Consider the following 8,743-nt stretch of genomic DNA (forward strand, 5'->3'; position numbering starts at 1 on the left):
TTGGTAATGGTCCAGGTCTTCCCTAAATACAAAAAAAGTTAATGTAGCAGTATTTTTTGAAACTGGTATAATTTCAACTAATTAAGTGTAACAGCATCTATCGCCCAATTATTATTTGCAGAATTCCAGATTAAAAATAACTCCAGGGATTGAGTAATATTTTCTCCTGATTTTTTTGTATATTTTACCTGTACATTTATTGTAGATGTGTCTGTACTTGTATTAGTTTGTTGAACATTTTGAATCACAATATTACTGATTCCTGACCACCAGTCATAATAGGAATTATAACCATCTGGATGTAGTTTTTGATTATTCTGAAAACTTGATGATAGTTGATTCCAAGCTTGCTGATATTTACCTTGATTCAGATTTGAATAATAATTTTTTACTGCTTCTTCAGCAGAAGCTTTGGTAGAACTTGTTTCTGATATTGGCGTTGATGGAGAAGCTGATGTTGCGGTTTCTGAACTAACCACAGATGGTTCTGGTATTGGCAAATCACCTAAACTCATTTCTAAGTTAAATTGTGAGGATTTAGTAGGAGTTGAAACTTGTATAATGTATTCGCCTGTCAGGGGTAGATCGATAGACATTTGTTCTCCCGAAATAGGAGAATCTTGCTGTGTAGCTATGATTAATTCTCGTCGTTGTAATAGTTTAGTATCTGGGGCAAATATCCAAATACAAACATTGCTAGTAATTCTATAGTTAAAATCTTTGCCTGTTCTGGCATAAAATTTATATCCAAGTTGTTTTTCGGAGTTAACAGTATCCGATATAGTAATGATATTTGCAGTTAAAGATAAAGATTTAGTATCTGTTTTTCCCAAACGAGTTTTTGGTTTTTGTGGGCATTCTACAAAAGTCGGAGTGGGGGATGTAGTAGACAAATATAATTGATTTTCAGCAGTAGAAAAGTTACTACATCCATAGATGATTGAAATAGTCAAATATAGTAGTGATTTATTCATATATTGATTTCTGCATAGATTGTTCATTTCAGTTATCAGTTATCAGTTATCAGTACCTCCGACATATACCTTCAGCTTGAAATATGTATGGTGAATATTTTCTCTTGGTCGATTGGATATGGCGCACTTCGGAGCGGCTCTGCACTCTTCGGGAAACCCGCTCTTGACAGAGCCGCTGCCTCTTGCAGAGGAGCTCCGCTAACGCTTTTCATGTCGCGAAGCGAAACGCCATCCCATCCTACTCCAAGCTTTCCGTTTGTCATGCTCCGCAAACGCAATTCAAGTCGCTCCGCGTTTCATGTCGGCGACAGCCGAAAACGACCACTTTTTCATCCTCCTAAAAGAGGAGGCTTTAGACCTCATTTTTTGGTAAAAAATTAGGATTTTCTCTTTTGACTGAGTAGATTTAATTAGGAGTAAATGATTGATGAAATTTTTCTCACTTCCACTAAATTCAGGCATAAATAGCCAGGTGTCATTAAATGTTACTATCTCATTGCGACTCGAAGGAATTGCCAGGAAGTAATCTCAGGAGTTTTAGCTGCATCAACATTTTGTTAAATAGTTAGCTTTATTCTCCCTTACTTACTTAAATTATCTAATAATATTAGCTTGAGTTATGTTAGCTTAATTAAAATATTGGTCTGAGGGTCTAATCCTTTTATTGGTGTTGACATGATTGAGTTTGATACTTTAAAATATATAAAAATATTATATAGTCTTTATTATACCAATGAAGCTACATTTTATTGAATGTAGCCTCCGACTAAAATACGGGTTTATTTGTTTCTATCAAAGATTTATGGTATCTTCCTAATAAACCCGACTTCGGTACAGTTGAAACTTAACTTAGGTTCAATTAATTTCAGTTCATTTATTTCTGAGAATGGGTTGGGAAAAATTCACAGGTATTGCGAAAAGGTACTTAAATTGAGAGGAGGTTTGAGGGAGCGATAAGTCCTGCGCCGTAATCTTTGATTCGGTGTCGGTTCGTATACAGGTACTTATACCAATTCACTTTAAAGATGTCACAAATAGTTTCAAACTTTAGATCTGAAATAATTTCCTGAAATTAGTGTAGCATCAAAGTTTTGAGCCTATAAAATCTGACTTTTAACTTTTGACTTTTAACTTTTGACTTTTAACTTCTGTGAAACGGTATTATATGGCAAGACTTCAGAAATATGTATTTAGATTTGCCCTTGTAGTTTGCATCAGTTTACTATCAATATTTCTACTTTCTCCTGTCCAAGCTGAAGATGCAGCAAGTGTCAAAGTTCCAGTGGTATTAGATGGTCGGGAACTCTTAGAAATAGGTCCTTTAGGAAAAGTCACAGCTCAGGAACGAGCTGAATTTATAACATCAACCCTAGAGTCAGCCTTAGCTGATAGTATTGGACGGGGAAAACCTCCAGAGGTCAAAGTAGTTCGCTCTAATCAAAATCTGGTATTGAAAGTTGATAGTCGCCCCTTGGTGCAGGTGGCAGAGGATACCCTCGACTCCATGTACTCAGGGATGCAGGCGCAAATGTGGCAGGAACAACTCCAGCAGGGTTTGGATCGAAGTTGGCGGGAACGCACACCAGCTTATACCCGTTGGGCAGTCAAAAAGCTGACAATTGCCTTTATGACTACCCTGTTGCTTCAAGGGGGACTCGTATTACTATTTCGTTACATTCTACGCCTGAAGATAAAAAATCCTCAGAGACGCTGGCACTCTTTACAATTATTAGTTTTGGTATTATTCCAAGTGGGAGTATGGGCAACATTTATCAATTATGGAGTTCAATTATTTCCCATAACTAGAAGTTGGTTTTATGAGATTTTTCAACTTCTAGACAGTACATTTAATGCCAGAATGTTTAAATTGGGAGAAGAAAGTATTTCTCTCAACCGAATATTAGCGATCGCTCTAACTATCGCTGCACTTTGGATAGGAGTAGGTTGGTTTGTGAGTATTCTCAAATCTCGCTTGCTTCCCCTCACAGAAGCAGAACCTAGTCACCAAGGTACAATTGTTTTTTTTGTCGAATACGGACTGCTATCTCTAGGGGTGCTGCTAATTCTTAATGCTGGAGGGGTAGACTTTCAATCTCTGGCTATTCTGCTTGGGGCGCTGGGAATAGGTATTGGTTTTGGATTACAAAATATTGTTAAAGACTTTATCTGTGGGTTAATTTTAATTGTCGTCCGTCCAATCAAAGTTGGAGAGTTGGTTCAAGTAGGAGATTTTCAAGGTTTAGTTCAACGCATCGGTGCTAGAACTACTGACATTTCTAATATCGAACGGTATATTATTACTATTCCCAATTCTCGCTTTATTGAAGGAGAGGTTCTCAACTGGAACCGTAGCGGTATAACTAGGGTAAAAGCTTATGTGAAAATTCCATATGGTACAGATATTGATTTTGTCTACAAGGTTCTACTTGCTGCTGCTCAAGTAGAACATCCAGATATTCTCCGCCATCCTCCCCCCAAGGTAAAATTTCGGGAATATACAGAGGATGGGTTACAGTTTCGGGTGGTGGCATTTATCCGCGATCCTCTTAAGCAACCAAAGGTAAAAACCCACCTATATAACCAGATAGAAAGATACTTGCGAAAGTATGGAGTAGAAGTTGCTCGCCCCCAACAAGACCTACATCTCAAAGACCTCGATCCAGAAATCTATGCTTGGATGCGATCGCAAACTCCTATAGAATATCGACTTCTACCTCAAGAAATTCCATCTATTGAACCTCCTCCTATCAAACAAGAGTATGACTGGGAAGCAATATCTAGTGCGATGCGTGGAGAGAATGGAGTTTCTATCAAAGATCGACGATTTCAGTTTAAGCTTTTCAAAAAAGTATTTTTAGGGTCGGAAGCAGTAGAGTGGTTAATGATTAATGAACGAGCTACCAGGGAAGAAGCGATTCTGATGGGTGAGTTAATGTTACAACAGGGGATAATTCACCATGTTTTCGACGAACATAATTTTAAGGATGAGCCTCTTTTTTATCGATTCTATAATGATGAAGTTGAAGCCAATATTAACACTAATTCTAATAGCTCAGAGAATGAAATTGATTCAAATCTACAAGATGATTCCGATCGATAAGGAGAAAACTGATAGCTAAAAACTGATAACTGATAACTGATAACTGAAATGACAGGGACATATCCTGTAAAGTATTTTAATCACTTTTATTCTCAGAATTAAGTTGCGCTAAAGCACTGTAGGAATATTTGGGGTGCTAAAGCACAACTACAAACAAATATTTTTTTATAACTATTTTTGATAACTAATTATCAGAATCATTCCAAACAGACAATTTTTCTCCTGCTTGCTCTACTCTTGCATTTTCAGGAGCTACATCCAAAACAGCAAGACTTCTATCAACTATACTAGCTACTCCGAATCCAACGTAAACTGCTGTAGCAATAAATGTCAAGGCTGCGATACCGAGAACTGGAACTACAGATTCTGATTTTGATTTATTGGGAGTCATTTTATATTATCCTTTCTTTTCTTAATGTATATTTTCACTATATCTATGACATATCCGTATATTTACACACCTTATAGCTGTTTATAGCTGTTTGATAAGTGTTTCCTACAAATCTCTGTTGTCTGTTGTCTGTTGCCTGCTTCCTGTTGCGTATAAATAGAGTTTTGTAGCATTCTTTTTTTCCGTAGTGGTATTAGTAATAAGTAAGTAATACCATTTCTCAAAAACTTATCTACATTTTCCGATTGCACGGGAGTAGTAAACATAAAATAATTAATACGCCACTGGCTAACAATTATTAAAAAGGTAGTTCGGCCTTTTTTTATTACTTAATAATTGCAGTACCGTCAAGTATAGCATTAATATATGGTAATTGCTATGACCCGTTTCACACCAAAAAACATCAAATTTTCAAATACTATATATATAATCATCTAATGTTACAGTGAATGTTTACTGAATCTTCATATATTCTTGACTGTAATGATTGAGTCAAGCAAAATAATTACTCTCTCCGCTCCCCTCGCAATGAAAAGTATCAGGTTATTTGATTTATTGCAGTTTCAAGGTTTAGAAGTCGGGTTGAGCAGGAACATACCATAAATATTTGATTCAGATCGTGAGCAAGTAAAAAATGAAGCTGAATGCTGAATCAGGAATGCTGACGGTTGTCAGCTCCCCATTCCGTAGGAAATGCTTACATCACAGCACTATTGCGATCGAAATACAAACATAAATTATTCTTGATATTTGTGTGCGGTGAAAGTCAAATATATTTAACATTCATTACCATTATTTAAACATTTATTTACCAAAGCATAACTTGTCTAGATAAATATTTTAACTAGGTTGAAAATTGACCACACTATTTACACTATTAGACATCTCCAATAATAAAAAATCAAATCAATTATTGTACAGAAACCATCAATTATTTCCTACTAATCTGTACGGACGTTCCATACAACGTCCCTACTACTCCTTACTCCCTCTTTTATGAAGAGGTCTATTTAATCTGGCGATCGCTTGCAACCTTGGCAGCACTTTAACTAGATTCATCAAAGGTTCTAATTACACTGTTAATTCTTGAAAAAAGTAGACTTTACAACTTATCAAGACTACCTTACAATCAATGTAAATTTAAACCAATATCAATAGATACTCTAATTAACTATGTCCAAAAACAAAAAAAATGCAACAGAAACTCCTGTAGAAAAAAAACTCAGTGACCCACAATACTACTTTAACAGAGAATTTAGTTGGTTAGAGTTTAACCGTAGGGTTTTATCTGAAGGTTTAGACCCCCGTACTCCCCTATTAGAACGTTTAAAATTTTTAGGAATTTTTAGTTCTAACTTAGATGAATATTTTATGGTTAGGGTAGCAATTCTGAAAAAACAAATAGAAGCTGAAGTACATAAGTTAACTCCTGACGGTTGTACTCCCCAAGAACAACTAGATGGGATTAATCAAAGACTCTTACCAATGGTTTCTTTACAACACCAATTCTTTGAAGAAACCTTACGACCAGAATTAGCAAAAAATGGCATTTATATCCTAAATTATATAGACCTAAATAAAGAGCAAAAAACATATTTACAAAACTATTTTGAAGAACACATATTTCCCGTACTCACACCTCTAGCTATTGATGCAAGCCATCCTTTTCCTTATTTATCTAATCTTAGTTTTAACTTAGCAGTAATGCTGAAAAATCCAGATACTCAAGAAGATTTATTAGCCAGAATTAAAGTTGCCAAAATATTACCTCGGTTTTTGCCCTTACCAGAACAATTACAAATAAAAGAAAACGCTAAAACTGTAAATTGGATGGGAGTTCCTCTCGAACAAGTCATTGCTCACAATTTGGGTTCTCTGTTTCCTGGTATGGATATTCAGGAGTATCACCTATTTCGGATTACTCGTGATGCTGACTTAGCAGTGCAAGAAGATGAAGGTGATGACTTGCTGTTAGTGATTGAAAAAGAACTCCGAAAACGGCGTATAGGTGGTACGGTAGTCAGAATGGAAATTAATCCAACAATGCCAAGTAAATTAAAAAAGATATTAATGGAAAAGTTGGAGTTGTCGGAAAAAGATGTCTACACAGTAAATGGATTACTCGATCTCAAAGATTTAATGTCATTCCTAGGGTTGCCGTTGCCCAACCTTAAAGATCCAAGTTGGGGATCTATTATGCCACCACGGTTGCGAAATTATAGTGATGATATAACAACTGGTAACCTTAATGAGAAGAATGGAATTGACTTTTTTGAAGTAATTCGCCAGAAAGATTTATTGGTGCATCACCCATATCACTCTTTTGCAAGTACGGTACAAGGTTTTATTACCCAAGCAGCACACGACCCTAATGTATTGGCGATTAAGATGACTCTCTACCGCACTTCTGGAGATTCACCTATTGTCAATGCTTTGATTGCTGGGGCAGAAAATGGTAAACAAGTAGCAGCACTGGTGGAATTGAAGGCAAGATTTGATGAAGAAAATAATATTCAATGGGCGCGGAAGTTAGAACGATCTGGGGTTCATGTAGTTTATGGTTTAGCAGGTCTGAAGACTCATACAAAAGTTGTGATGGTGGTGCGTCAGGAGGAAGGTCATATCCGTCGTTATGTTCATATTGGCACTGGTAACTATAATCCTAAGACGGCTAAACTTTATACCGATCTTGGTTTGTTGAGTTGTCGCCCAGAATTAGGAGCAGATTTAGCAGATTTGTTTAATTTCTTGACGGGATATTCTCGGCAACAGTCTTACCGGAAGTTGTTGGTGGCACCTGTGAATATGCGCGATCGCTTTATCAAACTGATTCGTCGGGAAATTGAGAATTGCAAAGATGGAGATACAGGTCGTATTGTTGCGAAGATGAACTCTTTGGTAGACCCTGAAATCATTGCTAATTTGTATGCAGCATCTCAAGCAGGGGTAAAAATTGATTTGATTGTCCGTGGTATTTGTTGTCTGCGTCCTGGTTTGAAGGATATGAGTGAAAATATTAAGGTGGTGAGTATTATCGGGCGTTATTTAGAACACTCTCGCATTTTCTACTTCCATAATAAAGGTAAGGAGGAGTTGTATATTGGTTCTGCTGACTGGATGCCTCGTAATCTTAACCGTCGGGTAGAAGCTATTACACCTGTGGAAGATCCTGACCTCACGAAAGAGTTACAAGAGATTCTGGGTATTCTGTTATCTGACAATCGCCAAGCTTGGGATTTACAATCAGACGGTCAGTATATTCAGCGTCGTCCTACTGATAATTCTCCTGAACTTGGTTCCCATAAAATTTTGATGGAAACTGTAGCGAATAATTAGAGAGAGGGGGAATGTAGGGATGTTCTCTGGAATCTCCCTACTGGTAAATTTGGTATAATGACTCAGGAAATAGGATATTATGGCTGAAATAGTGGCGGATGATACAAAACACTTGTTAAAATAACATTGTAATAATCTGCTAGTGTATGAATAGACATCTCAATTTAAAATGACAGCATATTCTAGTCTAATTTTAACCAATATGAATAATCCAGTATCTGACTTTATTTTAGATGATTTGAAGAGAACATTATTTCCATTAAACTTGAGTGAGTATATAGCTAAGTATGCTCAATCACATCTTTCAGAGTTGATTAATAAAATATACTCTGATAAAAAAAATGAAAACTTTAATCCACAGACTCGGGTTTATTCAGATAAACCTAATCGAGCAGTCAGAAGAACCTTGAAATTAGACCCTGTTGCCGAGTGGTATATTTATTATATTGCGTACAAATATAAGGATAAATTCCAACTATTAAAAAATAATAATAGATATACTTATGGATATATTTTCTTGAATGATAATCCAGTTCCAGGGAGAGAATCATATAAGGAATTCAAGGAAAATTATTACAATTGTAGAGATAAATTTCAATATTCAATGGAACTGGATATTGCAAATTATTTCAACAGCATTTATCATCACGATCTTCACAATTGGTTTATGAAATTTAGTGAAAATGATGATGATTCACAAATTTTTGGTAAGTTCCTAAGAGAGATTAACACAGGTCGTTCTATTGATTGTTTGCCTCAAGGTATATATCCATGTAAAATGATTGGAAATTTTTATTTACAAGACATAGATGATAATGGTGGTTTACGCTCCGAAAGCTATTTAAGATTTATGGATGACTTTGCATTATTTGATGATAATAAATCTATCCTATATGAAGATTTGTACAAAATACAAATTCTACTAGGAAACAAAGGTTTGTC

At 35.9% G+C, this 8,743-nt stretch carries 5 protein-coding genes; 3 read left to right on the plus strand and 2 right to left on the minus strand.

What is annotated here, in order from left to right:
* Positions 1 to 77: 77 nt before the first annotated feature.
* Positions 78 to 1,001, minus strand: a complete 924-nt coding sequence (locus F6K22_RS21810) for a hypothetical protein (protein WP_293102597.1) — start codon at positions 999 to 1,001, stop codon at positions 78 to 80.
* Positions 1,002 to 2,139: 1,138 nt separating this feature from the next.
* On the opposite strand from F6K22_RS21810, the gene F6K22_RS21815 reads away from it, so the two are divergent.
* The gene (locus F6K22_RS21815; protein WP_293102600.1) at positions 2,140 to 4,074 is read left to right on the plus strand and encodes a mechanosensitive ion channel domain-containing protein; all 1,935 of its coding nucleotides are present in this window, start codon (positions 2,140 to 2,142) and stop codon (positions 4,072 to 4,074) included.
* A gap of 184 nt (positions 4,075 to 4,258) precedes the next feature.
* Here F6K22_RS21815 and F6K22_RS21820 read toward each other — a convergent pair whose 3' ends face one another.
* A complete protein-coding gene (locus F6K22_RS21820; protein WP_293102603.1) occupies positions 4,259 to 4,465 on the minus strand; it encodes a hypothetical protein in 207 nt (68 codons plus the stop codon).
* A 1,173-nt stretch (positions 4,466 to 5,638) separates the two neighbouring features.
* On the opposite strand from F6K22_RS21820, the gene ppk1 reads away from it, so the two are divergent.
* Both ppk1 and F6K22_RS21830 read left to right on the plus strand, forming a co-directional pair.
* Positions 5,639 to 7,801, plus strand: coding sequence for a polyphosphate kinase 1 (gene ppk1 / locus F6K22_RS21825; RefSeq protein ID WP_293102607.1), 2,163 nt, complete (start codon positions 5,639 to 5,641; stop codon positions 7,799 to 7,801).
* A gap of 202 nt (positions 7,802 to 8,003) precedes the next feature.
* A partial coding sequence (locus F6K22_RS21830) for an RNA-dependent RNA polymerase family protein (RefSeq protein WP_363274111.1) occupies positions 8,004 to 8,743 on the plus strand: 740 nt, incomplete at its 3' end.

Origin of the sequence: Okeania sp. SIO2F4, from assembly GCF_010672385.1 — a bacterium.
Classification (GTDB): domain Bacteria; phylum Cyanobacteriota; class Cyanobacteriia; order Cyanobacteriales; family Microcoleaceae; genus Trichodesmium.

What these genes read in the sequence shown, in the direction of transcription:
- F6K22_RS21815 (WP_293102600.1), top strand. Translation starts at nt 2,140, where the DNA reads ATGGCAAGACTTCAGAAATATGTATTTAGATTTGCCCTTGTAGTTTGC.
- F6K22_RS21820 (WP_293102603.1), bottom strand. Translation starts at nt 4,465, where the DNA reads ATGACTCCCAATAAATCAAAATCAGAATCTGTAGTTCCAGTTCTCGGT.
- ppk1 (WP_293102607.1), top strand. Translation starts at nt 5,639, where the DNA reads ATGTCCAAAAACAAAAAAAATGCAACAGAAACTCCTGTAGAAAAAAAA.
- F6K22_RS21810 (WP_293102597.1), bottom strand. Translation starts at nt 1,001, where the DNA reads ATGAACAATCTATGCAGAAATCAATATATGAATAAATCACTACTATAT.